A 26,874-nucleotide genomic window follows, 5' to 3' on the forward strand; every position below is an offset into this window, starting at 1 on the left:
TAACTAAAAGGTACTACCAATCTGGAACTGTACTTTTTCAGTTCTATCACCTTTTTGGTCTTTAAATGGAACAGCATAGCTTAATGAGATAGGACCAATTGGCGTATACCAAGTGATACCTGCCCCAGCACTATAACGCAACTCTTTATCTTGAGTTAGCAGAGGCACACCGGTATCTTTACCATCATAAACAAATGTCTTGTCTTCTTTGTCTGTAGTATCAAAAACCTGTCCACCTTCAACAAATAAAACAGGACGCACTTGATCAGCCCAGTCACCTTTAAATGGCATGGGCAAAATTAGCTCTGTACCAAAAGTAGCTAAAGCATTACCGCCCACCTCTTCTGGTAGGTATGATGCCGGTACTTGTGTATCATAAAACGTTGTAGACTTAGGACCTAAGCTTGATGCTCTATAGCCACGTACTGAGCCATAACCCCCTGCATAAAAGTTTTCGTAAAAGGGTAAGTCATTACCATAGCCTAACTTGGTATAGCCACGAGCAATAAAGTTTTTATAGATAGGATAATAAATATTACCTCTATAAATTACTTTTTGATACTGTTGATCGCCAAAACCAATGGTCGCATTTACTGAATGGCTCATACCACGGGTCGGGAATACAGGACGATCTAATGTACTATAATCCCAACCTAATAGGATATTGTAAGTATTGTAGTCGTTTTTAAAGCTGGTACGTCCAATATCTTGATAAGCAGTAGCTTTACCACCATTTTCTAGTAAGTCATGAACATTTGAGACACCCATAAAGCGTCCACCACGTATTTCTGTATTATCATAGTTAAACCCAGCACTAAGACGCTTGGTCTCATCAATAGGATAACTATAGTTTAGTGTCGCTCCATATGAGTCAGTGACATAGTTACTAACGTTTTTATCATCATATTTAGTCTTTTTATAGTAAGCACTAATACCTTGTGAAACACCATTTTCGGTAAAGTAAGGATTGGTATAGCCAAGACTATAAGAATCATTAGTTTCAGAACGTGACAAGGCAGCATTGACTTTATTACCTGTCCCTAAGAAGTTACGCTGACTTAAATCGACTTGGAAGGTAAAACCACCACTTTGTGAGTAACCTGCTGCAATTGTTGAACTTCCTGATGGTTGCTCTACAACAATATAATCAACATCAATCTGATCAGGACTATTTGGTACTGGACGGACATCAACTGTCACAGACTTAAAGTAACCAGTACGCATTAACCGTACTCTTGATTGTGCAATTTTATCATTTGACGCCAATGCACCTTCAAGCTGACGCATCTCACGGCGTAACACTTCATCTTCAGTTTTGGTATTTCCAGAAAAGTTAATACGGCGTACATAAACAGGACGAGCAGGATCTATATAGTAATCAATATCTACTGTCTTAGTCTCTTCATTAATACGAGGTACTGGACGCACTTGAGCAAAGTAATAGCCATCATTACCATAACGGCTTTGTAATGCTGCTGTCGTTTCATCCAGACTACGCTGCGAATACTGCTCATCTGGCTTAAAGGTCACATCTTCTTGCAATGTTGCAACATCATAATTTGGTTTACCCAGAAAGTTTACTTGTCCAAATTTATACTGTTCACCTTCAGTAACGCTGACCTCAATAAAGACACTGTTTTTATCTTCACTGATATTCAAAACAGCATTATCTACATTAAACTTTACAAAGCCTGCATTCTGATATAGGGCTTTTAGGTTTTCAAGACTGGCAGCTAGCTTCTCTTTTGCATAGCGATCAGATTTAGATAATAGTCGTGTCCAAGACTGCTCTTTCACTGCAAAAACATCTTTAATATCTTCATCACTAAAATGATGATTACCAATGATGTTAATATCTACTACTTTAGCTGCTTTACCCTCAATAAAAGTAATTTCTAGCTTGACACGATTACCATCAAGCAAGGTTTGGTTCACTTCTATATCACTGTTGTAGTAGCCCTGAGAAATATATTGCTGCTGTAATTCATTCGCAATCGCTTGCAAAGTAGACTGTTTCAGAACATCTCCAACTGCTAGTCCAGATGCATTTAGTCCTTCTTGTAATCCCTCTTTTGGGATAAGCTTATTACCTTTAAAATCAACTTCGGCAATGATTGGACGCTCAACAACATGATAAGTTAAACGTCCTTGTGACTCTTGTGCTTGAATATCAGCAAAGTTTCCTGTCGCGTACAGTGCTTCAATGCTTTGTGCAAGTGCCGCATCTGTGACTGTATCACCTACTGTAATAGGCAATATAGGATAAAGACTATCTGCTGTCTGACGCTGTAGTCCAGAAAAACTGATATCAGTAACTACAAACTGTGCTGCATGAGCAGACACACTCATTAAAGTAGCAACTAAAGGGACACTCACGATTTGAGCGCTAATGAATAAAGGCTTACGCATAAACATTGTCCGTCAATAAAGTCTTACTAAAGTTAAGGTAAATAAATCATTTTGTCTAGTATTAAAACAATCGGCTAATGTCGTTTCCAATTGCTAATATCATAAAACCTGCCAAAAGAAGTAAACCAATATTAAACCCTGCCAACTGTACTTGCTCAGGTAATGGCTTGCCACGTATAAGCTCTGCAAAATAATATACAATATGCCCACCATCCAATACAGGGATGGGTAATAAATTTAATACAGCCAAGCTTAAACTGATAATAGCTGCTGTTGATAATACCATTTCCCAACTAATCTCAAAGCTATACTTAGCAACTTTGGCAATGGTTATAGGTCCAGATAGATTTTCAAGCCCTATCATTCCCGATACCATTTTTCCCATAGAGCTGAGTGTCATGGTGGTCAACTGTCCTGTCTTATCAAATGACTTACCCAGAGCCGCCATAGGCGTATAAGCAACCATAGTACGGTAGTCATCAGGAACAGAGATATCCACTGGTGCAACACCTGCCCCAATCTGTCCAATTACATTGCCCATATTATCTTTTTTTGCTTGTGGCATAATCTGCAGCTCAACTTCCTGACCATCACGCAAGACACTAAAGTCTAACAAGGTTTCAGGATTATCCCTAATAATACGAGTTGCACCAATCCAATCTTCAACAGTAACACCATCAATACTTAACAACTTATCGCCAACTTGTAACCCTTGACGAATAGCAGCACCATCATCTGATAGCTCACCAATTACTGGCTCAATCTTCGGTTGCCAAGGTAACGCACCAAAACTCGTCAAAGCATCCTTACCTTGAGCATCTTTTTGCATAAAGTCTGTTAGCAATAGCTGATAACTCTGATGCGTAACATCCGAACCATTTTGATGCTCTGTATGACTCTTAGCAACTGCACTATAAGGCTGAACATCGACCTGTAGCGTACCACTTTCACCCATCCGATCTGCCAAGCGATAGTTCACTTCTTCCCATGTTTGTACAGGATGACCATCAATAGCGACAATCTTATCACCAACTGGTAACTGGGCAACTGCTGCTGGTGTATCTGGCAACACCTCACCAATACGAGTATTTAACTGCTCTGATGGGGTTAAAAATAATACCCAAAATAGCGCAATAGCAATGATAAAATTCATTAAAGGCCCAGCAGCCACAATAGCAATTTTTTTTAGTGGATGTTGGTTATTAAATGCTAGATGCTTTTCAGCATCATCCACTTTACCCTCACGCTCATCGAGCATTTTAACATATCCACCCAATGGCAATGCTGAGATACGATAGTCAATACCTGTCTTTTTACTCTTCCAACTCCATAACTTTGGACCAAAACCAATAGAATATGTCAAAACTTTGACGCCACATAATCGAGCGACAATATAATGTCCCCATTCATGTAATGCAACTAATGGTCCTAAAACAACTATTGCTGCCAATAATGCCAATATAGCCGTACTCATTGCTGACATAAGCGAACCTCACTACTCGCATACCGACGAGCGACATCATCTATTGCCATAATATCTTCTAAACTTTCAACCACTTCTGGATGACCTGCTATCTTCTCTAACACACGCGCATTAATCAAGGCAATATCCGTTAACTTAACTTGCGCCTCTATAAACGCTTGTACTGCCACTTCATTACTTGCATTTAATGCAATGGTCGCCACGCTTCCAGATTGCATCGCCTCACGTGCCAGCTTGAGACATAAAAACTTCTCAAGGTCTGGCTCTAAAAACTCTAACCCAGCTAAATCATATAACGATAAGCTTTTAACCCCACTATGGATGCGCTCAGGATAGCTTAATGCATGCGCAATCGGGGTTCTCATATCAGGGCTACCAAGTTGTGCCAAAAAGCTACCATCAACATACTCTACCAAAGAGTGAATGATACTTTGTGGGTGAATCACTACATTAATACGATGCTCAGGTAAATTAAATAAATGACATGCCTCAATCAGCTCTAATCCCTTATTCATCATAGTAGCAGAATCAATTGATATTTTCTGCCCCATTGACCAATTTGGGTGCTTTACTGCTTGTGCCAAAGTTGCCTGTTGCATATCTGCATACTCTGTATGCAAAAAAGGACCACCTGATGCCGTTAACCACAAATGACGTACACCATGATGTTCATCATGTATCTGCTGGTTATCTTGCTGTATGCTAGCAGGCAAACATTGAAAAATAGCATTATGCTCAGAATCTAGTGGTAACAAGACAGCACCATTTTGGCGTACTGCTTGCATCATCAGGCTACCTGCCATGACTAAAGACTCTTTATTTGCCAATAAAATACGTTTACCTGCTTGAGCGGCTGCCAGAGTCGATGCCAAACCAGCCGCACCAACAATGGCTGCCACAACTGTATCTACCTGCGAGTCTGTCGCAATATCAACCAAGCCTGATTGACCACCAACGACAGCAATATCCAAATTGGCTTGTGATAAACGTTGAGAGAATGTATCTACCTGATCATCAGGAACTGCCACACGCTTGGGTACAAAACGTTGGCATAGTGAAAAAAGCTTGTCTAACCTACCATATCCAGACAGTGCATATACAGAAAAACGCTCAGGATGAGCTGCTAATAGGGCAAGAGTGCTATCACCGATAGAGCCTGTCGCCCCCAAAACTGCTACATACTGAGTCATAAACTGTCATACCTTACATAATACTAAAAGTCGTCAATACTTAAATGCTACTGGTCCTAAATAGCAGTCCCTCTCAATCTATTTATTACATCAAAGCAAGTAGCCCCTAGTTTATAGGATTAGAGATGTAGAGGATATCTAATATTAAAACCCAGTATTATTAACCATGCTATATTCTACTAATGCTAACTTAGCTTAGCTAAACGCTTGTGGTTCCTAATAATGAAACAGCCCTAATAGCTGTAAAAACCAACAACCCAATGCAAAAATTGGTGTCGCTGACAATAATGAATCAATACGGTCTAGCACTCCACCATGTCCTGGTAAAATAGTGCCTGAATCTTTCACACCAGCTCGGCGCTTAAGCATGGACTCAAACAAATCCCCCAGTACCGATGCTAAGATGGTTACTGCTGACAGTAACACAAATGTCACCAATACCAAACCTGACAAATGCAGTTTAAAGATACTAATCAAGATAACAACCATCAATCCTGTGACCAAGCCTCCAGCCAAGCCTTCCATGCTCTTATTTGGTGACACATTTGGTGCCATCTTGCGCCGACCTAACTTACGTCCTACAAAATAAGCACCACTATCAGCACACCAAACCAGCATAAAGACATACATCAACCACCACGGTGACTGTTGCCATAAATAAAACATCGCAGTAATAGAAGCTGTAAGGATGACAACACCCATGATTGATAAGCGTTGTCCATACCAATTGGTCTTATCTGGAAACTTTGTCACCCATGACAGAGCCATAAACCAAATCACCACTGATAAACACCACCAAACAACCCATGTCTTTGGAAACATCAAAGTAACCATGGTGACTGCTAATACCAATAAGACAAAACGAGCAGGTAATCGCCACCTTGGCATCAGTTTTGTCCATTCATGAGCAGCAATGGTCACACCCACTGCTAATAGTGGCACAAAAAGTATGGGAGTATTACTGGCAAATAATGCAACGCCAACGATAAAAATAAGAATAAGTGCCGTTTTAATACGTTGCCACATAAAATCAATACCCTACAAATGATGTTTGTTATGGTTTTATCAAATAATTAGCTTCAAGTGCTATATAATCAGTATTGTTCAATTTTTTAAATTATAAGCTAATCGGTAATTTGCCTTACAAATATAAAGACAATTTAAACTCTAGAAAATATTCAAAATTTATATTAGGGTCTGTTATTGAACACTCAGTCTGTTAGGCTAATATTTATAAGCGGTATAACCCTCTTTTACTTGTATGTAAAATTGGCTAAACTTGCCTTCTGATATTAATAAACAGGGTGTTCATAAACTGGTTAATATTCCACTTTTGATAAACAAACCACCTGTGTTTATTACCGTGATTAAGGCACTGCTTGTCAAAATCAGTATCCAACTTTTCCTACAAACTTCCTACAAAAATGATAATTCACCAGACCCTAAGAAGAAACTGACTGTAATTGTTCACTGGTCTTGCCAAAACGACGCTGACGCTGTGCAAACTGTATCATCATATCAGACAGCTCTTTTGGCTTAAACTCTGGCCACAATGTATCTGTAAAAAATAGCTCAGCATATGCTGACTGCCATAGTAAAAAATTTGAAATTCGATACTCTCCACCCGTTCGTATCAACATATCAACAGGTGGCACATCACCTAATTGCATACAAGCATTCATCTGCTTTGCATCAATCTCATCAGCACTTATCTCACCAGCTTGCACTCGTTTTGCCAACGTTTTGGCAGCGTTGGTAATATCCCACTGACCACCATAACTAATCGCAATCACCAAAGTCATGGCAGAAAAGTGAGCTGTTTTTGCCTCTGCATCCGCCATTAATGCTTGCAGCTCTGGTGATAGTTGACTACGGTCACCAATAAAACGTAAACGGATACAATACTTATGCATCCGTGGCATCTGCTCATGAATAGTGGCACTCAATAGACGCATCAGCAAAGCAACTTCTTGCTCAGGACGTTGCCAATTCTCACTAGAGAATGCAAACACTGTGACCACTTCCACACCTACCTTTAAACAATGCTCAACGATAGGATCAAGTGCTTCTTTGCCGATAATATGCCCCTGCCCTTTTTGCATACCACGTGCAGTAGCATAGCGGTTATTACCATCCATAATAATAGCAAGGTGTTTTGGCACTGATTGCTCTAAGTTGCTTACAGATGTATGATTCATAAAATATCAAATAACCTTTGTATGTCTAATAACGCCTTAATCCAACCACTTTTTACAAAGGTGAGAAATTTGCCAGAGTGATTAAGGCGTTTTATATGAGCGTCTTACTTTTGATTTCTATCTTACTTATACTTCCATTAACTCAGCTTCTTTATTCTCAAGCTTGCTGTCAATGGTGGCAATATACTTATCAGTTAACTTCTGGATTTCATCACCTGCTCTGCGCTCTTCATCTTCCGAGATTTCTTTGTCTTTTGCCAAGTCTTTGACATCACTGAGCATATCACGACGCACATTACGGATAGACACACGGCTATTTTCTGCTTCAGCTCGTGCCAGTTTTTGCATATCACGGCGAGTCTCTTCGGTTAATGCTGGCATTGGTACACGAATAACATCGGCAGTCATTGGGTTCAAACCTAAATCAGCCTCACGAATGGCTTTATCAACGGTTTGCACCATACTACGGTCAAATGGCTGTACCAATAGTGTACGTGAGTCTTCAACATTAACACTGGCTACTTGATTTAGTGGAGTATCTGCACCATAGTAATTCACCATTACACTAGAGAGCATACCTGGATGCGCACGTCCTGTACGTACTTTACTAAACGCATTTTCTAACGCTTCGATGGTTTTTTTCATACGAGCTTCGCCATCTTTTTTAATGTCATTAATCATACATATTCCTTAACTTACATGAATGGATAAAATAAAAATATAAAAAACAATGTTAACTAGGGTTTGCTAAACAGCCACCCTATTAAACCAATCTTTAAATAAACAATAATTTTACTAGGGTCTATTGAACATTCATCCATCTTCATAGGAAAAATTTAGCCAATTTTTGCATGAAAGTAAAAAATAGCCGTATCCCTTGTAGATATTAGCCTAACAGGGTAAAAGCTCAACAGACCCTAGAAGCTGACACTAATGATATACACGGGTACCTTCATTTTCACCCATGATGACATTTAATAGAGCATTAGGTTTGGTCATATCAAACACTTGTAATGGCACGTTATGCTCACGACATAACGCAATGGCAGTCAAATCCATCACACCAAGCTTTTGCTCTAATACTTCATCAAATGTCAACTCATCATACTTAATGGCATCTTCACATAAACTTGGGTCTTTGTCATAAACGCCATCAACTTTGGTGGCTTTTAGAATCAGACCTGCTTCAATTTCAATACCACGCAAGCAAGCTGCCGTATCAGTAGTAAAAAATGGGTTACCTGTACCTGCAACAAAAATACATACTTCACCATTTTTTAAATAACGAATGGCGTTACGACTGCTGTAACTTTCGGTCACTTCGCCAATGGGCAATGCAGACATCAAACGGGTTTTGATATTACGGCGCTCTAGGGCATCACGCATCGCCAGCCCATTCATCACGGTAGCAAGCATACCCATCTGATCACCAGTAACTCGTCCAACCAAGCCTTCTTTTTGCAACTGACTACCACGATACAGATTGCCACCACCAACTACAATACCCACTTGCACACCCAGTCCACATAAATGAGCAATTGATAAACTCATCTTATCCAAAACGGCAGTGTCAATACCCATGCCTTTGCCACCTGCCAGTGCTTCACCTGACAGTTTAAGTAATATACGAGAATAGCGGGGATTATTATCAGACATGGTTGCACCTTTTATATTAACAATATCATTAAAGCCAGTAAAAATTGTCATCAGCACTTGTGTATCAATACAAGACCGTATGCCTATTATATAAGTCAAATTGTACTAATTGTAACAAAAATTATGGATAACAGGTTCAGCAAAATGATTTTATCATCAAAAATCCATATTAAGGTCATCACAAGATAACCGAGTAAAGACTGTCACTATACCCTAAACAAAACTGGCAAAAAGGTCGTACTCACTTGCCTCATCAATGGTGACAGTGATAAATTCACCAATTTGTACCCTTTCATCAATATTATCCACATACACATGCCCGTCAATCTCTGGAGCATCAGCATAACTGCGACAAATGGCAATATTTTCCTCAGTATCAATCTCATCAACCAAAACTTTTAAGGTTTTGCCCACTTTTTCTTGTAGTTTTTCCGCAGAGATTTGCTGTTGCAATGCCATAAATCTATCATAGCGTTGTTGTTTGATGTCCTCTGGCACAGGGTTTGGTAACTCATTTGCCACCGCCCCTTCAACTTCAGAATAGGTAAAACAGCCAACCCTATCCAATCGAGCTTGTTTTAACCAGTCTAGCAAATACTCAAAGTCTTCTTCAGTTTCCCCCGGAAAGCCCACCACAAAAGTTGAACGAATAACAATGTCAGGGCAAATCTCACGCCACTTTTGAATACGCTCTAAGGTATTTTCACTATGTGCAGGGCGTTTCATTGCTTTTAGTACATGTGGGCTGGCATGCTGAAATGGGATATCCAGATAAGGCAACAATTTATGTTCACTCATCAGCTCGACCACTTTATCCACATGCGGATATGGATACACATAATGCAGTCGCACCCAAATACCCAGATTATTTAACGCTTGGCATAAATCATAAAACTTAGACTTTAACGGCATGCCATTCCAAAAGCTGGTTTTATACTTTAAATCCACACCGTAAGCAGAAGTATCTTGCGAAATAACCAACAACTCTTTGACCCTTGCTTTTTTTAATGCCAACGCCTCATTCATCACCGAATCAATAGGGCGTGATACCAAATCACCACGTAGGCTTGGAATGATACAAAAAGTGCAACGGTGATTACAGCCCTCTGAAATCTTAAGATAAGCATAATGGCTTGGTGTTAACTTAACCCCAGCATCATTAATCAGGTCAATTTTTGGGTCATATTGACGCTCATTACTGACATCAACAGGCATAGGCAGATGATGTGAAACTGCTTTTACCACCTCGTCATACGCATGAGCGCCTGTCACTGCCAGCACCGCAGGGTGCATGCTACGGATTTTTTCAGCATCTTTACCCAGACAACCTGTAACAATCACCTTACCATTTTGGCTAATCGCTTCTCCAATGGTATCCAACGACTCTTGTACGGCTGACTCAATAAATCCACAAGTATTGACCACCACCAAATCTGCACCATCATAGTCTTTGGCAACTTGATAACCATCACGAGTCAGCTCAGTAATGATACGCTCACTATCGACCAATGCTTTAGGGCAACCAAGTGATACAAAGCCCACTTTTGGCACATAACTGCGCTCATGGCTGACATGATTAACAGCCTGAGCACTTTGAGCAACACTACGATTTTCATTGTGGTTGGCTTTATGATGATAGGCAGGCTGGTTTGAATTCGATTGGGAATGATTGCTTGATATTGAGGGTGGTTGTGTAGATTGGGCAGATTGGGGATTATAAATAATGGGTTGCGCTGAATCTGATTGTTGCGACATAGGAAACCTTGCTGAATCAAAAGCTGGGGTAATAAAGAGATGACTTGCTATTATTGATGGAGAATAAACACTCCGCAGGTATTGTAAAGATTTTTGCAAGCAAACACCAGTTTTTCACCAACAACCTATGTTTTACCAAATAGCTACTTAAACTTTATAAACCACTTAAACCATTGCCACAAAAATATCAGTTGCAAATATCGTCGTTTGTTTATCCGTTTTAATATCATATTTTAATTGCCATTTTAATTGATTATCTTCTAATTCAAAGGTAGGAATTAATATCTCGGGCAACTTGATATTAACACTAGAAAAAGAAGTTGTTTGATGAGCAGGTAGCTGTCTATATACATCAATATACTGACTATCAACCTCATATTCTTTATGGTGTGTCTGACGACTTGAACCACTGCCACTATCCACTTCTTCGAGTAAAACAAGGCGAACATTAATATTTTCCAACATTATTTTTCCTTTTGGACGAATCTTTAATGTTACTTGTAAATGGTGATTGGGAATATGCCTTTCATCAACATCAATAAAAAGACTACCTAATAAAAATGCTCTATGCTCATAAAACGCACCCGAAAAACAAGTAATGGCGATTAATAAAAATATCAAAAAACCAAAAATAGAAGGCTCGCCATCCCATATCCAAACTATACTACCTATTAAGAAAACAGTCCCTGCCAATGATAAAGCAAAAACTTTATATTTTTCACTAATCTCTAGTGGACTGATTTCAAAAATTTTTTCCTGCAAATTTTCATGAGGTGATAATATATAATCTTCTTGCACAGCGATGTCTTTTGCCATTGCCAAATCACCTTCCACAAAGACATACCAGTCCATGTTCAGCAACTCACCATGATAGCTAAAAGGGCTGTCTTTGGCAGTAAATGAAAATGGATAGCGATATATACCAGCCTGCCATTGTCCACTATATATACATTTTTTTCAAATAGTTGCTGATTTTTATTTCCTTTCCCATGGGTCTGCCAACCATGTGCGACAATCAACGAACGGCAGTTACTCGGCTTTAATACCTCTACCACTACCTGCCCTGTTATTTTTTCATTGGGATGATACTGTCGCTGTTCATTATCAAATTTTATACTAATGTTAATATTATTAGAGAACATAAAATGCCTTGTTTTAGGATACTGTTATTGTTAATAACAAAACAAGATGACCGTTTTGTGACAGGATTAATTTATATTTATTTTTTTATAAGATGGCTGTTTTATAAAAACCTTAAATAAAAACAAGGTTATTAATGATTATTTTGTAAAACATTCATCAATACATTTGATAAGTCTTTATATTCTAATTTTTGTTTATCCATTTTTTGAAAAGTATTATATAAAACTTGTTCCATTGAGCGAATATTATCATCAAAAATATTTTGCAAAGTTTTTATATCGGCTAAAGTTAATTCAGGTATGGGTAGATTGGGGTTGCGTTGAGCGTGGTGAATACGCTTATTAAATAAGGTAAGTAATTGCTGAGCATCAGGTTGACTGACATGATAACTTGTGACTTTTTTGCCCAATAATCGCATCTCTTTGCTAAAGTCTCGATAGGTAGTCACTGCCAAACGTTGATAACGATGATAAACCGCCCAGCGTTTGTACCATGCTAAATTTTCCAAATTATCAATAAAATAGGCAGTATTTTTTTGATAAACCGTATTTTGATAAATAGATTGCTTTTGATAAAAAGTCACAGGCTGATTATCATGAATTTGAGTATAAGCAATGTCTGGATAATACTGAGCGAGTGCCAGTAAATGTGAGGTTTTACCCCGACCATGCTTACCAATAATTTGCAAGATATGATTGGGCTGTTCAAATAAAGCAATCAATGGCCGAATATCTACTACTGTTAATACTTGGTGGGTATAAAAATCAAGCTCACCAAATGGATTGTGGCTCAAATTCAGATGATGATATGCTAAGCTAACCATAGAATTGAATCATTTATCTTTTGCTTACTACTTACTATAGTCGATTCAGGTTAATCCTGCTACAAGCAAGCCAAATAAGGCTGACAAGGTAACCGCTCTTTATTGCATTGGCTATTATAGAATATAGAAAATTTAGGATGTGTATGACTGATATTTTATCTGTATCGACTCAGCAGAAGCTAACACCAGCACCAATATCAATCCATCCCATCATCCTACGCAATCTATTTACTGCTGTATTATGGGTTGATGAGAATTTACAGATTTGTTGGGTCAATACACAGGCTGAACAGCTATTAATGGTTAGTCTGCAAAAATTACAACAGCAGAATATTCTAGATATTCTTTGCCCTAAGCCAATAGATAGTGCAAGCGTTGATGACAGCTCACACCAACAACTGGCGCAACAGTTTGCCCATGCTCAGCAATATCAACAGTCCTTTATTGACCATAACCAAACCATATCCGCCATCATCAAGCCTATTTTGGTGGATTATAGCGTCACTCCTGTTGAGCAGGACCGGCAACATTATTTTTTGATAGAAATTTGGGAAAAAAATCGTCATCTGCGTATTGACCAAGAGCAACGGCAACAAGAACAACACGATATGGCTAGGCAAATGCTTCGTGCGGTGGCACATGAAGTTAAAAATCCACTGGCAGGTATTCGTGGGGCTACTCAGCTACTAAATAAATATCTGAGCAAACAGCAATCTACCCAAATCAGCCCAGCAGATAGCCAAAAAATGCTCACCTATGCTGATATTGTTATTTCTGAAACTGACCGCTTAACCCAACTGATTGAGCAACTACTTGGCTCAAATAAACTACCCAACTGGCAACTTATCAATATTCATGAGCCTTTAGAGCATGTATTGATGCTTACTCAGGCACAGCATCCACAAATACACATTCAACGAGATTATGACTTGTCATTACCCGAATTGATGGCGGATAAAGACCAGCTTATCCAAGTGTTTTTAAATCTGACCAATAATGCTTGTCAAGCCATGCTTGAAAACTTAGATAACTTAAATAACTTAGACAACTTACAGTATCAACCCACATTAAATATCAGCACTCGCATTGAATTTTTATATACTATTGGCACGGTCTGTCATAAAAAGGTTCTCAAAATCAGTTTACAAGACAATGGCTCAGGTATCGCACCTGAACTTATTGATAAGATATTTTTCCCACTGGTCACAGGTCGGGCAAATGGTACAGGGCTAGGCTTAGCATTGGTACAAGACATCATTCATCGTCATAATGGCACCATTGAAGTTGACTCAAAAGTAGGCGATACCACTTTTAATATTTATCTGCCATTACAGCAACCTGCCAACCAATCGCTTATATAGGCTAAAAAGCTAGGATAATAAGGATAAAACTCATAATGAATAACTCTGCCACCCTTTGGCTTATTGATGATGACCCAGCATTACGCTTAATACTAGAAGATACCTTTCATGATGCAGGGCTAAATGTCATTGTTTTTAGCAATGCCAAAGGGGCATGGGTAAAGCTTAATGACATTGAGCAAAACCCTCATTTAGCAGATACCCTACCCGATGTCATCTTAACCGACATTCGTATGCCTATGATGGATGGCTTATCCTTTAGCGATTGGGTACATCAGCACTTCCCCAAACTGCCCATCATTATTATGACCGCTCATTCTGATTTGCAATCAGCAGTCGACAGCTATCAAACTGGAGCTTTTGATTATCTACCAAAGCCTTTTGACCTTGACGATGCAGTGACCATTATTTTTAAAGCCATTCATAAAAATAAAGATAAGCAACCAACATCATCACCAAACAACACCAAAAAAGATTTCAATCACAAAAAAATAGAAAATCCAAACAGCATTAATAATAGCGATATTGGCAGAGGTACTGACAATAAAAACAACACTGCTAAACACAACAAGAAAAACAACCGTCAACCGCTAATAAACAAAGCAACGGCTGATAAACGTGAAGCACCAGCCTCACAAATTAATGATATCGGTATTATTGGGCAATCTGTCGCCATGCAAACCGTCTTTCGAGCCATTGGACGACTGTCAAACTCACCCATTACTGTCTTGATTACTGGTGAGTCGGGAACAGGAAAAGAGCTGGTTGCCAATGCCCTACACCAACATTCTCCCCGAAAAAATAAACCCTTTATCGCCCTAAATATGGCCGCCATTCCTCATGATTTAATCGAATCTGAACTGTTTGGGCATGAAAAAGGTGCTTTTACAGGGGCAACGACCCAACGACAAGGACGCTTTGAGCAAGCTAACGGTGGTACGCTATTTTTGGACGAAATCGGCGACATGCCTTTTAGCACCCAAACTCGGCTTTTGCGAGTCTTGGCAAACGGTGAATTTTTTCGGGTCGGAGGTCAAAAGCCCATTAAGGTCGATGTGCGTATCATCGCTGCCACTCATCAAAACTTGGAACAACTGGTCAAACAAGGCAAGTTTCGCGAGGACTTGTACTATCGCCTCAATGTCATTCGTCTGCCACTGCCCCCACTTCGGGAACGCCCCGATGACATACCTGCGTTAGTTGAGCATTTTTTGCAACAATCTGCCAAAGAGATGAACTGCGAGCAAAAACAGCTATCAGATGATGCCATGCAAGTAATGCAAGCCTTTGATTGGTCAGGTAATGTACGTCAGCTAGAAAATGCTTGTCGCTGGATTACCGTGATGGCGACAGGTGATGTGGTGATGATTGATGACTTGCCACCAGAGCTTATGCAGTTTATCAATAGCCATCCTCATACCTTAACGCCGACCTCTGACTTATCAAATCAAGATGCAGTATCTGTTCAGCACAAAGCTGTGCAATTAACAACCCATGAGCAACAAGAAAATAAGGTTGCTGATGACAATAGAATTAATAACTCCAAACTAACCACAATACAAATAGGTACAAAACAAACATGGCAACAAGCACTCCAGAATTGGGCGACTCATCGTTTACAATCTGGACAAACTGATATTTTACAAACAGCGACGCCAGAGTTTGAGCGTATTTTAATTCAAGTCGCTTTGGCACAAACTAAAGGGAGAAAGGGAGAAGCTGCTGAGTTGCTCGGTTGGGGACGTAACACGTTAACACGAAAAATACAGCAACTTAACATCAAAACGCTATAAACTAAAATATATATTCACCTTATGATATTATTAACTTCTCATTTTTAGAATAATTGGCAAATAACAATGAAAAGAGCAACTGCCCTAAAAAATCTAAATAGGATTATTTGTAAAATACACAGCATTAATGGCATATATGCTACACCATTATGTAATAATGAATTTGTCAAAATAAAAAAAGCATGGGTTTTTGGTAGCGTTGCAAAAGGAAGTGAAGCACCTAATGATCTTGATATTTTTATTGAAGTGGCCTCTCATAAGTTAAGCTCAAATAGAGATCGTAAAGGGCGACGTAAAATTTTTAGACATGCTAAACACCAGATCAGACTACATGGTGGTTTTAAAGCTGATAAGACTACAGGCCACAGTGTGCCTACTATTCTCAACTCTCATAATGAGTTGTGCAAATGGCTAAGAAAAGGGACTAAAAAAACGTCTATACACTTTGTTGGTGAAGATGAAGTCTTCGAAACCCTTGATTATAAGGTTCTGATATATCCGAGAAATGATTTTATAATTGAATAGAAGCATCTATACTATCAAAGCTATCAACTTGAAATGATTTAATAATACGCCTAAATAAATTTTAGACAATAAAAAAACCTGCTCCGATTCTTATCGTGCAGGTTATATATAGGGTTGAGACATCTTAATAAATGGTGGGGCTGGAGAGACTCGAACTCTCACACCTTGCGGCGCCAGAACCTAAATCTGGTGCGTCTACCAATTCCGCCACAGCCCCATTTGTTCCATACTGGTCTTGTGTGTCTCAGTGGTTGGCTATTATATAGATTTAAATTTATTTGGCAAGCCCTTTTTGCAATTTTTTTGAAATTTTTTTATTTTTCCCTACTTTCCTACTGCTTTGACAACACTTCCACTACTTCAGCCATGCTTTGATAACGCTGATTGGGGTATTTTGCTAATAACTTATCTACGATTGGCTGATAACGATGATATGAATAAGGCAAGCGAGGAATAGGCTGTTGGCAATGTTGTAATGCCCATTGTGGTAGCCGATTGTCACTATTTTTGACAACTGTTCTAGTGTCTAGTTTATCAACTGATTTAACAACTATAAAAGGGCGTTTGCCTGTTAGAATTTCCATCATCATCACACCAAACGCATACACATCACTTTGCACACTGATTGGCTGTCCCTGCCAACATTCTGGGGCAAGATAAGCAGGTGTGCCACCTTGCCCTGAATTTTTAAATTTTGATTGAGAAGTGTTAGGACGAGCTTGTGCAAAATCACAACAAACCATCTCAAAGAAAGGATACTTCTGCTTATCATAATGACCGATTAAAAAATTACTGGGCTTAACATCGCCATGCACCCAGCCAGCTTGATGAATGCTCAATAATGCTTGAGCCATTGCCAATAAAAGGGCATGTTTTTGTTGTGTAGAGAGATGCTGTTTTAAATAATGATTAACGCTTGCCAATGGATAATAAGGCATGGCAAACATCACAAATAGTCCTTGATTAAACCTACCATCAACAACGTTATCATAAATAAAATTATCAATGGGTATCTGCTTATTATGGCTATTATATATGGGTAAAATATGACTCAGATTTTGAGAGATTTTAGCTTGTGATAATGCTGATAACACAATGATTTCATGGCACAATTCACAGCATAGTTCATCAAAAACAGTGCTATGATAGGAAAAACAAGAATGGATTTGCCACTTTATCATAACCCTGCCAAAATTAGTATGCACTGCTTTGGTTAATCCAGTAAGCTGAGAAATGTTTGGCAGAGCATTTATAAGTTGCCCATCATTGTCATTATTATTATCCGTGATAAAACTTAGCCGTTTATGTTTGATTTGCTGATAACCTAACTCTTTGAGTTGTTTATTAATACAACTATTATTGTGATTAAGCCAATTTTTAAGCGTAGTTTTTATATCCACTTATACCCACCATTTTAGTCGAGCCTATTATGACCACTACCCCGCATTCTAACACAGCACCCCATACCACAGATGAGTTGACGCTGACACTGCCTAATGAGCTAACGGCATTATTAACGCAATATCTGCGTCAACACACCACGCCAACCATTGCGATTGACCCCAAAGAGTTGGCTTATCGCTGGGTAGGTGGACGCTCGGGATATTTGCAACCTGTGGAAATTCATTCAACCTTAGCCTTATCTGATTTGTTAGGCATTGATATGCAAAAGCAAAAACTGCTACAAAATACCCGTCAGTTTTTGGCAGGTGTGCCAGCCAATCATGTGCTGATGACAGGTACACGTGGTGCAGGAAAATCATCACTGATTCGGGCATTGTTAAATGAGTTACACCCTCAAGGATTGCGTCTGATTGAGGTGGCTCGTGATGATTTACAAATGCTCGATAAAATTCGCCATGCCATCTCTGCCCTACCTGAATCTTGTGATTGCCGTTATATTATTTATTGTGATGATTTGGCATTTAATGGGCAAGACGAAAATTACCGTACCCTAAAAAGTGTGCTTGATGGAGCATTAGACAGTGAGCAGGATAAACTGCTGGTGTATGCGACCAGTAATCGCCGTCATTTACTGCCCCAGCTTATGAAGGATAATGTCAATATTTATGATGGGCAAACCGATGAGGTCAATCCATACGAAACCATTGATGAAACGGTGTCTTTATCTGACCGTTTTGGGTTATGGCTGTCTTTTTATCCGATGAATCAACAGACTTATTTACAAATTGTTAAGCATTATATTCAGTCACAAAGTATTCATTCACAAAAATCTACCCAACAACAATTAAGCTATGATGACAATGTGCAAGCAGAAGCACTTAAATGGGCATCTACTCGAGGTGGTCGTTCAGGTCGGGTGGCATATCAGTTTAGTCGTCATTGGATTGGGCAAAATTTGTTAAATAAATAAAATTAGAAAAGCTGTCACGTTGTTATCATATTTTTTTGTTATTGTTTTTTAATGGCATTCCCTTCGGTAAATTTTCTAAAAGGAATAAAAAATGAAAATTGCAATTTGGGTTTTTATTATATTGGTTATTGTCATTGTATTTTTGGCAATCAGTATTTTTAATAAATTGGTACGCAGACGCAATCAGGCAAAAAATGGCTTTTCACAAATTGATGTACAATTAAAACGCCGTCATGACCTTATTCCAAATATGGTGGAGGTGGCAAAACGCTATTTAACGCATGAGCAGGACACATTAACACAGGTTATCCAAGCTCGTAATCAAGCCAATGAGTTGCAAAATGCCAGCTCACACAATCCAGAATCGTTGGCACATATGGCTCAGTTTGCTCAAGCTGAGGGCTTATTGTCAAAGGCTTTAGGACAATTTAATGCGGTGATGGAAAACTATCCAGAGTTAAAAGCGGACAGCATCATGCGTGAGTTAATGGATGAGTTAACCAATACTGAAAACCGTATTGGTTTTGCCCGCCAGCATTATAATGATGCGGTCATGATGTATAACAATGAGCGGGAAATGTTTCCTAATAATTTGATTAGCGGGACGTTTGGCTTTCGTCCGATGAGCCAGTTACAGTTTGCTGATAAGGCAGTTATTGAGCAAGCGCCCACCATTAATATGCACAATTAACCTGCGTTAATACCTACATTAATCGTTAATTAAGTTACTTAAGTTGCTAGTGCCATGATGGATTTTTTTAGCGTCCAAGAATACCGCACCAAACGCAGTTTGCGATTGTATGGGCTATTTTTTTTGATGGTATTCCTACATGTGGCAGTTGCGGTGATGGTGGTTTGGCTGATTCTATCGTTATTTGATGCCAGTCATTTAGAATTTTGGTTGATTATTGCCACCATTATATTGGCATTGGCAAGTTTTATATCCAGCAGTTGGATTGAGTGGCAACGCTTATCTGATGGCGGGCGGGCAGTTGCCAGACGGGTTGGGGCGGTACGATTATTTGTTGATAACAGCCAAGATAATTGGCAACACAGCTCTGGTGATTATTATCAGCCATCAGCCAATGAAAAGGTACGTTATACCCATCGTCATATTGCGGTAAGAAACCCCAGAGATTTTCCTGATATTTATCGGCGATTTTATGAATTTTCAGAGCAAATGGCGATTGCCTCTGGAATTACGCCACCTTTGCTCTATGTCTTACCTGATGAGATGGGGATTAATGGCTTTGTTGCAGGTCGCCATGATAATGATACGGTGTTGGTGGTGACACAAGGGGCGTTAGAGAAGCTCTCTGATGAGGGGTTATATGGGTTAATTGGTCATGAATTCGGGCATATTTTGCATGGTGATGCCAAGTTTAATTTGCATTTGATGGTGGTCTTGGCAGGATTACAGTTGTTATATGATTGGTCAGACCCAATTGAACCGACCACGCACCGCTTAAATGGCTATTATGATATGGTCGAACGGCAACGTATGGAGAATGTGCCACAGTCATTGGTCAATACTCAAGCCCAAAAATTACAACAAGAAACACAAAATATCACCAGTCCTGAACAATGGGTGGCATTTTGGCGTGGACAGGGGCACGGACAGCCGTCACCATTGCACCAATATCAACAACAACACCAGATTACAAGCCACAGACGTGCCAGTGTTTCTGATTTATCCAAGCCCATTGCTCATACTCACTTAGGGGCAATGGTGCTACAGGTGTTTAGCCTTTCAGGCATGCTATCTGCTCAACTTATCAAGCATAGCTTTAATCGAGAGCGTGAATTTTTAGCCGATGCCACCAGTGTGCAATTAACCCGATCCCCTGCCATATTAGAAACGCTGGAAACCATTTTTCAAGATAATATTGGCTCACGCTTGATTAATGTTCCTGAAACTAATGGGCTAAGCCATTTCTTTTTTGCCAGTTGTGGGCTTGATGTTGCCCAGTCCTCATGGTTTTCGACCCATCCTCCCCTTGACGCTCGTATGAGTGCCATCAATCAGCATAAATATGAGCAGTTTGCCCAAGAAATCAGTAAACAAAAACGCATTAAGCAAAAACTGCTAAAAGAAATCTACGAGCAACGCAAAAGTGGCACATGGAACGAGCTGAAAACACCCAGCACCAGCCCTGATAAAGAGCTACACTTTGCCCCCAAGCCTGATGTGATTGTTGATGGGCGTTTGCAAGTAGAGCCTTTTGAAGAAGCTGAGCAACCAACATGGCTTGAAACATGGCAAGGCAAAAAAGACCATGACCTACCTGAAACAGGACACATTAGTGTCACACTAGCAAGTAAAGTCTGCCTGCCACAATACCTACTCAACCAATATCATCATCCATTAGGTACGATTGCATTTATTGAAGCCTTGATGCTTTGTCATCAAAACCAACGACTTGATCCAGCATCTCGTTATGACTTTATCCAAATTTGGGCAAAGGCTTTTCCAACTGCCATCAGCAACTCTACCACCAAAACCACGACCGAAACACAGTCACCACAAACCAGCGAAGCATCATCAGCCATTTTGCCTCATCGCTTAGAATTAGAGTTACTACAACAAGTAGCAAAATTAGATAGACGTATGGACAGTGCTTGGATTAGCATTTTAGTAGCCAAGTTAAGTAAATATCAATTTGACCCCCATACCTTAGCGCAATTAACTGAGCAAGGTAAAGAAGACCCTTTTAATTATCAAACACAAAAAGAATTACAAAAAATTCGTAAATATCAACAAACCTATAATCAATATCAACAAGGATTATTGACTTTATTACAAACCAAACTAAATAAAGAAACCTTTCAAAAAGCCAATATTAATACCCTTTGGCAAGCCTTACATTTAAATAAAATGCTCATCGCACTGTCCCAGTGTTTGGGACAGCCATCACAACCAACCACACCAATTTATCATCAAACTTATCAAAATCTCTGCCAATCTTTAAATTGTGAACAACTGCCACAAACTGCTATTTTTTTGATATTGGCATATACTTTGAGTATTCACCAGCCCACATTACTCACTAATACGAAACTCACTAATACGAATGATAATCATCATACAAATAGTGCTGGGATACAAAAACTTAGGTTATATGCACGATTGGCAGAGATTGATTTAGAGAATGCTTGCAGACAACATCAGCAAGATAAGGCACTAAGCCAGTTATTAAATGACATCAATTATTTAACTGGTAATCAGATTTTGGCAGTTTTATATCAAGTGCAAATAGATATCTCTCTCAGTAAGATGACAAATAACCAAATCCGCCGTTGGTTAAGCACCCTACATACTGTGATTTTACAAGACACCATAGTTAGTCAAAAAGAATATGACTGTCTGACTTTATTGGCAGAGCTTTGGTTAGGACATCGAGAGCTGGTTGATTAGCCTACAAATTATGAGATTATGGATGGGCTATTGCTAGGGTCTGTTGAACATTCATCTTCATAGCTTTTTTTTCATGATAAAGTTTTCTAACTCAACACCATGACGTTGTACAATTTGCGAAGTTACCTTTTCAAAACCGTTATGCTCAAATAATGGTACTGCACCTCGTGAAGCATGTACCCAAATGATTTGGCTTTGAGTTGATTTTGTTTGTTCAGGCTCATAAACGCCTGTTATCATAACCGTCTTAAAGACAGCATCCAATAACTGCTGAGCCACACCTTGACGCTGATAATTTGGGTGAACATAGAGACAGTCAATATAACCCTGTCCCCTCACCTGTTCACCCAAATGATTGATATTTGGTAAAAATTCAATAAATGCAATGGGTTGCTGATGCTTATTTATGGCGACTAAGGGCTGTGTTTGTGCAAATCGTGTGTGCCAAAACTGCTCAACAGACTCTGCTGAAAAAGCAACTTTTCGCCATACCCGCTTCTGTTTAGCATCATATATCGCATCATCAATTGCCATAATGGCACTATCATAAATGCTTGCCAGTATTGGCGTATCACTGTCTTGATACGCTCTAATCTGCACATTGACACTCATAAATTATCCAGAAATTGCCTAACAATCAGGCATTAACGAGTTTTTTGGCAACCATATAATGGATGTGCGCCTTGTAACCCTGCATTGGAGTTAATACTAAGCTGGGCAATATTAGGTTGAGCCGTGGCAGTTTGCCAGATTAGCCAATGTCCGTTTTGGACTTGTTGTTGGGTAATATAAGCCGTACTTTCTGTATTTTGAGACAATACAGACATAGGATAATCTACCTCATTTATTCTTAATGTAGCAGGTGCTGTCGCCTGCTGACGGCTATCATAAAAGACACTGATAATTTGCTCCTCACCCTGTGCATTCTGGCACTGATAGCTACTTTCCATCAATCCACCTGTCGGCGGTGTGCCTGCTAAGGGATTTTTAGTCTGCACACTGGTCGACTGTGTTTCTGTAGAAGAATTTGTTGGAGTGTTTTGGCAACCCACTGCAAAAATAGACACTGCCACAAACGGAAGCGCACGAAATACATGAGTCATTGTCTTACTTACCATCATTGTCTCCTAAAAACTAATATAAAAAATTTAAATCCACTATAAAAACTATAGTTAAATTAAGGATTTATTCATTATCTATTGTTTTTAGCATCTCTACTTTAGTAAATTGTTTATGACTCTGTTACTGCTTAGTTAGAGATATTACTACGTATATAAAATAGACAGTTTTTGTTACGACAGGGGATAAAATAGATATTTTTAGCTATTTAACATTGCTTCAACCACAGCATAAATGGCTTGTTTCTGCTTGGCATTTAGCTGGGCTATTTTGTCAGCTAAGTCTAAAAACTGCTCAGGCTCAGGACTCGGCTCTAATATGGATAAATTTGGCTCATCTTCACCAAAACGTAACCATTGTGGGCTTACCTCTAACCAGTGTGCCAATACTTGTAACTTTTCTTGACAATTACTACCGTTAAATAACTATACTCTACCCCTAAGTACCAAACTCTCAACATCAGGTTCTAGGCAATGTCACCCCAGTTTGCCCTTGATATTTACCGCCTCTATCACGATAAGATGTTTCGCACACATCATCCGCATCACTTTGGAAAAATAACATCTGTGCCACTCCCTCGCCTGCATAAATACGGGCTGGCAAATTGGTGGTATTACTAAATTCAAGGGTAACATGCCCTTCCCATTCAGGCTCAAGCGGGGTGACATTAACAATAATGCCACAGCGAGCATAGGTCGATTTGCCCAGACAAATGGTCAACACATCACGAGGAATGCGAAAATATTCAACAGTGCGGGCAAGAGCAAACGAGTTAGGCGGAATGATACATTCATCACCGACAATATCAATAAAGCTTTTATCATCAAAGTTTTTGGGGTCAACGATGGCAGAATGCACATTGGTAAATACTTTAAATTCTCTGGCACAGCGCACATCATAGCCATAGCTGGACGTGCCATAGCTGACTAGCTTCTCGCCTGCTTCATTAAAACGTACCTGCCCAGCTTCAAATGGCTCAATCATGCCATGTTCCTCAGCCATTTTGCGTATCCAGCGGTCAGATTTTATTGACATTGGGTTTCCTTAATTTGAATTTAAGGTGGTGTTCTAAAAAGTATGCTACCCCCTCCCTAGCCCTCCCCCAAAGATGGAGGGGACTAGGGGGAGGGCTGAAACAATGGTAATTTATTAAAAATGACCACAGCATACTTTTTGAAACACTACCGAATTTAAAAAATCACAATAAAAATTTATTGGCCGTGATTATAAGCAATTTTTTTCAGATTTTCATAAAAGTTTGTGCAAACTTACCACTTAGCAAAATGGTCTTCTGCCAAGCCTAACACCTTATCTAAGACAATACGTTGCCCTGCGACCTCAATTTCTCCTGAATACAGCCCCAACCATTGCTCAAAAACACTGGCAATCACGCCAAAATTATCCTTTTTTTCATAAGCTCGAATAGGGGTAAAGGTTAAATCCAAGCGTACATTTGACCAGCCTAAGTTTTGATGATAGATATGCCATGTAGTATCTACAGAATTATTAGGTCGAGAAAATAATACAGGCGGTAGATAATAAATCTTGCCATCTAGCCAGCAAGCATTTTCACAAACGCCTGTTTCATTGACTCCCATTGCCAAATTTAGAACAAAATGACGTGGTTTTTCTCTTTTATTGTAAGGTAAATAGCAGTTAATACTTGTCCAAAACCAATTGGTAATATGACGCATATAACCAAGCGTCCAATCCATATTGACTAGGGTATCTGCTGTTAAATCAAGTGATTGCAAGCCATTTTTAGATTTATTGCTATTAACTTTATTACTATTACTGCTGTTGTTAATAGTCAGCGTACCTGATTGCAGTTGTAATGGCTCTTTTTGGGTAAATGTCCAACCATATCGCCCTGCTGGGCTACAAACTGCTAATGGTGATGAATGCCTTTGTAAATAAGCTTTGAGAAAAATTAATTTGCTATTAATCTGTACGTTAATCGCTTGAGCTAAAAATCGGATTTCTATGCTTAACGTTGAGTGCTGAAAACTAATATCACCTTGATAAGGCGATTTGGTAAACTGGCTATGACGGGTTAACGGCTGTAATCCTTCGACACATTCAAAGGCTTGGCTATCTTCATTAAAAATATAGCAAAAAGCAGTGGTTGCCAGTTTGATAGTCGCCACTGCCACACAAATGCGATAGGGTGGCTGGCTAAATTGCAAAAAACAAAACTGATTGGCTTTGAGTTTTTTTTGCCATTGGCGAGTGGGTTTTTGTGAGATAAGGTGACTGTGATAATCTAAATAGTTGATGGTTTCAACGTGTTTAAATACGCCAAATTGCGGTTGTCCGTCTGTAATGAGGTTATCAATACTGGGTAAATTATCAGGTGAGTTAGGGGCTTGAGTGGTCATTAAAATATCCGTTTACTGTCATGTTCCCGAGCAAATTTAGCAATATTAGCCTCAATATTTCTGCCAATATCAATATAATATTTGGCATAATCGTCCCCTGCCCCATCATTGGCAATCACGCTAGGCTTGCCATTGTCAGAGTTTTGGCGAATGTCACTGGCAAGCGGCAATTGCCCCAATAATGGCACATGATATTCTTCACTGATTTGCTCACCACCGCCTGCCCCAAATATCGCCTCACTATGCCCACAATTTGAGCAAATGTGCAATGCCATATTTTCCACCACCCCAAGCACTGGAATATTAACCTTGCGGAACATCTCAATGCCTTTTTGGGCATCAAGCAAGGCAATATGCTGAGGTGTGGTCACAATCACCGCCCCTGTCACTGGGATACGTTGAGCTAAGGTTAGCTGAATATCACCTGTCCCCGGTGGCATATCAATCAGTAAATAATCTAAGTTTGGCCAGTTGGTTTGGTTATATAATTGCATGAGTGCCCCTGTCGCTTTGGGTCCTCGCCATGCCACAGGTGTATTATCAGTATCAAGCAAACTACCAATAGACAACATCGGCATGCCATAAGCGTCCACAGGGACAAACTGCTCATTTTCTAAGGCAGGTTTGACCCCTGCAACCCCAAGCATACTCGGCATACTCGGTCCATAAATATCGGCGTCCAATACCCCTACTCTATGCCCCAGTTTTTGTAGAGCCAATGCCAGATTGGCAGTGGTGGTAGATTTACCCACCCCCCCTTTACCTGAGGCAACCACCACAATATGGGTAATACGTGGGTGAGCAGGTAGGCTTTGCTGTGTTGGTGGTGCTTTAACATTGGGTGTATGAGATGAATTAGTGGTGGCGGGAGTTGAACCCGCGTCCGCATTATGACTGCCCGCCATTGCGTTCATCGCATTGGTGGTTTTAGGGAGCTTTTGTTGTGACAGTTTATCAGGGTTATTTGCTGGTGGCGGTTGCATGGCGACATTTAAATTTACTTCCTCTACACCCATCACATGTAGGCGTTGCCCCAATTCTTGATGAATTTGTTCTGGGTTGGCATCATGGGGTAAGCTTAAATCCAGAGTAACCACTGCTCCCTTGATATCCTGCTTACGAACCAACGTTGCCAATGTTGTATTAACAGATACCGTATTAATAGGGAAATCTTGCAATACTTGTTGTAGTTGCTCATCACTAATAATGGGAGTTTTTGAATTAAATTTTTTGCCAAAGTTAAACATAGTTA

At 39.5% G+C, this 26,874-nt stretch carries 24 protein-coding genes and 1 tRNA gene; 6 read left to right on the top strand and 19 right to left on the bottom strand.

Going from position 1 to position 26,874, the window contains the following annotated elements; genetic code table 11:
* Positions 1-3: 3 nt before the first annotated feature.
* The 11 genes from bamA to FHK88_RS10830 all read right to left on the bottom strand — a co-directional run bounded on the left by bamA (position 4) and on the right by FHK88_RS10830 (position 12,657).
* Positions 4-2,409 carry an outer membrane protein assembly factor BamA gene (bamA, locus tag FHK88_RS10780; RefSeq protein ID WP_227430753.1) on the bottom strand — a complete coding sequence of 802 codons (2,406 nt, stop codon included), beginning with the start codon at positions 2,407-2,409 and terminating at the stop codon, positions 4-6.
* A 61-nt stretch (positions 2,410-2,470) separates the two neighbouring features.
* Entirely contained in the window at positions 2,471-3,883 is a 1,413-nt protein-coding gene (rseP, locus tag FHK88_RS10785) for an RIP metalloprotease RseP (RefSeq protein ID WP_264480671.1), read from the bottom strand.
* Positions 3,880-5,082, bottom strand: a complete 1,203-nt coding sequence (ispC, locus tag FHK88_RS10790; RefSeq protein ID WP_227430755.1) for a 1-deoxy-D-xylulose-5-phosphate reductoisomerase — start codon at positions 5,080-5,082, stop codon at positions 3,880-3,882. Before ispC ends, rseP begins: the two co-directional genes overlap by 4 nt.
* A 216-nt stretch (positions 5,083-5,298) precedes the next feature.
* Positions 5,299-6,108 (bottom strand): phosphatidate cytidylyltransferase, encoded by an 810-nt coding sequence (locus tag FHK88_RS10795; protein ID WP_227430756.1) that lies wholly within the window; start codon positions 6,106-6,108, stop codon positions 5,299-5,301.
* Positions 6,109-6,524: 416 nt separating this feature from the next.
* Positions 6,525-7,280 (bottom strand): polyprenyl diphosphate synthase, encoded by a 756-nt coding sequence (gene uppS, locus FHK88_RS10800; RefSeq protein WP_227430757.1) that lies wholly within the window; start codon positions 7,278-7,280, stop codon positions 6,525-6,527.
* A gap of 126 nt (positions 7,281-7,406) precedes the next feature.
* Positions 7,407-7,961: a ribosome recycling factor gene (gene frr, locus FHK88_RS10805; protein WP_227430758.1), complete on the bottom strand. Its 555-nt coding sequence runs from the start codon at positions 7,959-7,961 to the stop codon at positions 7,407-7,409.
* Positions 7,962-8,210: 249 nt separating this feature from the next.
* Positions 8,211-8,936, bottom strand: coding sequence for a UMP kinase (gene pyrH, locus FHK88_RS10810; protein ID WP_227430759.1), 726 nt, complete (start codon positions 8,934-8,936; stop codon positions 8,211-8,213).
* A 213-nt stretch (positions 8,937-9,149) separates the two neighbouring features.
* Positions 9,150-10,691 (bottom strand): 30S ribosomal protein S12 methylthiotransferase RimO, encoded by a 1,542-nt coding sequence (gene rimO / locus FHK88_RS10815; protein ID WP_227430760.1) that lies wholly within the window; start codon positions 10,689-10,691, stop codon positions 9,150-9,152.
* A 165-nt stretch (positions 10,692-10,856) separates the two neighbouring features.
* On the bottom strand, positions 10,857-11,507 hold the full coding sequence (locus FHK88_RS10820; RefSeq protein WP_227430761.1) for a hypothetical protein: 651 nt from the start codon (positions 11,505-11,507) through the stop codon (positions 10,857-10,859).
* Between the two features lie 38 nt (positions 11,508-11,545).
* Positions 11,546-11,833 carry a hypothetical protein gene (locus FHK88_RS10825; protein WP_227430762.1) on the bottom strand — a complete coding sequence of 96 codons (288 nt, stop codon included), beginning with the start codon at positions 11,831-11,833 and terminating at the stop codon, positions 11,546-11,548.
* A 131-nt stretch (positions 11,834-11,964) separates the two neighbouring features.
* Positions 11,965-12,657 (bottom strand): hypothetical protein, encoded by a 693-nt coding sequence (locus tag FHK88_RS10830; RefSeq protein ID WP_227430763.1) that lies wholly within the window; start codon positions 12,655-12,657, stop codon positions 11,965-11,967.
* A gap of 143 nt (positions 12,658-12,800) precedes the next feature.
* On the opposite strand from FHK88_RS10830, the gene FHK88_RS10835 reads away from it, so the two are divergent.
* The 3 genes from FHK88_RS10835 (at position 12,801) to FHK88_RS10845 (ending at position 16,336) form a co-directional block, all read left to right on the top strand.
* Entirely contained in the window at positions 12,801-14,018 is a 1,218-nt protein-coding gene (locus FHK88_RS10835) for a two-component system sensor histidine kinase NtrB (RefSeq protein WP_227430764.1), read from the top strand.
* A 35-nt stretch (positions 14,019-14,053) separates the two neighbouring features.
* Positions 14,054-15,811 carry a sigma 54-interacting transcriptional regulator gene (locus FHK88_RS10840; protein WP_227430765.1) on the top strand — a complete coding sequence of 586 codons (1,758 nt, stop codon included), beginning with the start codon at positions 14,054-14,056 and terminating at the stop codon, positions 15,809-15,811.
* Positions 15,812-15,877: 66 nt separating this feature from the next.
* The gene (locus FHK88_RS10845) at positions 15,878-16,336 is read left to right on the top strand and encodes a nucleotidyltransferase domain-containing protein (protein WP_227430766.1); all 459 of its coding nucleotides are present in this window, start codon (positions 15,878-15,880) and stop codon (positions 16,334-16,336) included.
* A gap of 132 nt (positions 16,337-16,468) precedes the next feature.
* On the opposite strand, the gene FHK88_RS10850 is transcribed toward FHK88_RS10845, so the two are convergent.
* Positions 16,469-16,553: transfer RNA gene (locus FHK88_RS10850), tRNA-Leu, on the bottom strand.
* A 115-nt stretch (positions 16,554-16,668) separates the two neighbouring features.
* Complete coding sequence (locus FHK88_RS14375) at positions 16,669-17,736, bottom strand: protein kinase domain-containing protein (RefSeq protein ID WP_227430767.1); 1,068 nt, start codon at positions 17,734-17,736, stop codon at positions 16,669-16,671.
* Between the two features lie 83 nt (positions 17,737-17,819).
* On the opposite strand from FHK88_RS14375, the gene FHK88_RS10860 reads away from it, so the two are divergent.
* The 3 genes from FHK88_RS10860 (at position 17,820) to FHK88_RS10870 (ending at position 22,125) form a co-directional block, all read left to right on the top strand.
* Positions 17,820-18,710 carry an ATP-binding protein gene (locus FHK88_RS10860; protein ID WP_227430865.1) on the top strand — a complete coding sequence of 297 codons (891 nt, stop codon included), beginning with the start codon at positions 17,820-17,822 and terminating at the stop codon, positions 18,708-18,710.
* Positions 18,711-18,801: 91 nt separating this feature from the next.
* On the top strand, positions 18,802-19,401 hold the full coding sequence (locus FHK88_RS10865) for a LemA family protein (protein WP_227430768.1): 600 nt from the start codon (positions 18,802-18,804) through the stop codon (positions 19,399-19,401).
* Between the two features lie 54 nt (positions 19,402-19,455).
* Complete coding sequence (locus tag FHK88_RS10870) at positions 19,456-22,125, top strand: M48 family metalloprotease (protein ID WP_227430769.1); 2,670 nt, start codon at positions 19,456-19,458, stop codon at positions 22,123-22,125.
* A gap of 57 nt (positions 22,126-22,182) precedes the next feature.
* On the opposite strand, the gene FHK88_RS10875 is transcribed toward FHK88_RS10870, so the two are convergent.
* From FHK88_RS10875 to apbC, 6 genes are all read right to left on the bottom strand, one after another.
* Entirely contained in the window at positions 22,183-22,737 is a 555-nt protein-coding gene (locus FHK88_RS10875; RefSeq protein ID WP_227430770.1) for a GNAT family N-acetyltransferase, read from the bottom strand.
* A 32-nt stretch (positions 22,738-22,769) separates the two neighbouring features.
* Positions 22,770-23,246 (bottom strand): hypothetical protein, encoded by a 477-nt coding sequence (locus FHK88_RS10880; protein WP_227430771.1) that lies wholly within the window; start codon positions 23,244-23,246, stop codon positions 22,770-22,772.
* A 198-nt stretch (positions 23,247-23,444) separates the two neighbouring features.
* Entirely contained in the window at positions 23,445-23,630 is a 186-nt protein-coding gene (locus FHK88_RS10885; RefSeq protein ID WP_227430772.1) for a hypothetical protein, read from the bottom strand.
* 73 nt (positions 23,631-23,703) lie between these two features.
* Complete coding sequence (gene dcd / locus FHK88_RS10890; RefSeq protein WP_227430773.1) at positions 23,704-24,279, bottom strand: dCTP deaminase; 576 nt, start codon at positions 24,277-24,279, stop codon at positions 23,704-23,706.
* A 233-nt stretch (positions 24,280-24,512) separates the two neighbouring features.
* The gene (locus FHK88_RS10895; protein WP_227430774.1) at positions 24,513-25,622 is read right to left on the bottom strand and encodes a DUF2804 domain-containing protein; all 1,110 of its coding nucleotides are present in this window, start codon (positions 25,620-25,622) and stop codon (positions 24,513-24,515) included.
* Complete coding sequence (gene apbC / locus FHK88_RS10900; protein WP_227430775.1) at positions 25,622-26,869, bottom strand: iron-sulfur cluster carrier protein ApbC; 1,248 nt, start codon at positions 26,867-26,869, stop codon at positions 25,622-25,624. The genes FHK88_RS10895 and apbC overlap by 1 nt, the downstream gene beginning before the upstream one ends.
* Positions 26,870-26,874: the final 5 nt, after the last annotated feature.

Source organism: Psychrobacter sp. I-STPA6b (genome assembly GCF_020662265.1).
GTDB lineage: Bacteria > Pseudomonadota > Gammaproteobacteria > Pseudomonadales > Moraxellaceae > Psychrobacter.